Source organism: Vibrio sp. 1580 (assembly GCF_033340055.1).
Window position 1 is genome coordinate 1 of the sequence record NZ_JAWOVT010000511.1, and the last position, 577, is coordinate 577.

At 40.2% G+C, this 577-nt stretch carries 1 protein-coding gene; it reads left to right on the top strand.

Features of this window, described 5'->3' with window-relative positions; all coding sequences use genetic code 11:
- The first annotated feature begins 53 nt into the window (after positions 1-53).
- A complete protein-coding gene (locus tag R7093_RS26875) occupies positions 54-218 on the top strand; it encodes a hypothetical protein (RefSeq protein ID WP_005483300.1) in 165 nt (54 codons plus the stop codon).
- Positions 219-577: the final 359 nt, after the last annotated feature.

A 577-nucleotide genomic window follows, 5' to 3' on the forward strand; every position in this document is an offset into this window, starting at 1 on the left:
CCAACATGGATGTGGCGTGAAATTAAGTTGACCATTAAAAAATAGGATTATATGTGAGCAAGTTACTTAAACCGACACAAAAGCAGAAACAACTTGGTCTTAATCCGAAAGGAAAAGGGATTAAGCGGATACCAGAGGAGTTAAAGAGAAAGGATGTCCGCAAACGAATAGAAGAGATTGAGGAACAAAAGAAGTGGGATAAGGAATGGGGATTGTGAGTTCAAGAAACCTCTCTGAACTTATCAATACGACACTCCTCATGCATTCTGAAAAACTGAGTAATTTGGACAGAGACATGCTTGCAGGTTTACTCGATCAACTCAACCGTGAACAGTCTTTGACAGACAAACAAATTAAACTGTGTCAAAGGTTAATACGAAAAACTAATCAAGCCTGTGTATTTATTGATGACACTCCAAACGAACCGTGATTGCTAGGCAATGTCAGTCTTCGATGTTATCAACCCAGCCTTGCTCAAGCGTCAATCGAGTCAGAACTTGATCCATTAAATCTTTGATTTCAATTTGATCAGTACCCTCTGGCGCATGATGCTCTGCTGAGCGCTTTGCGTTCGTTA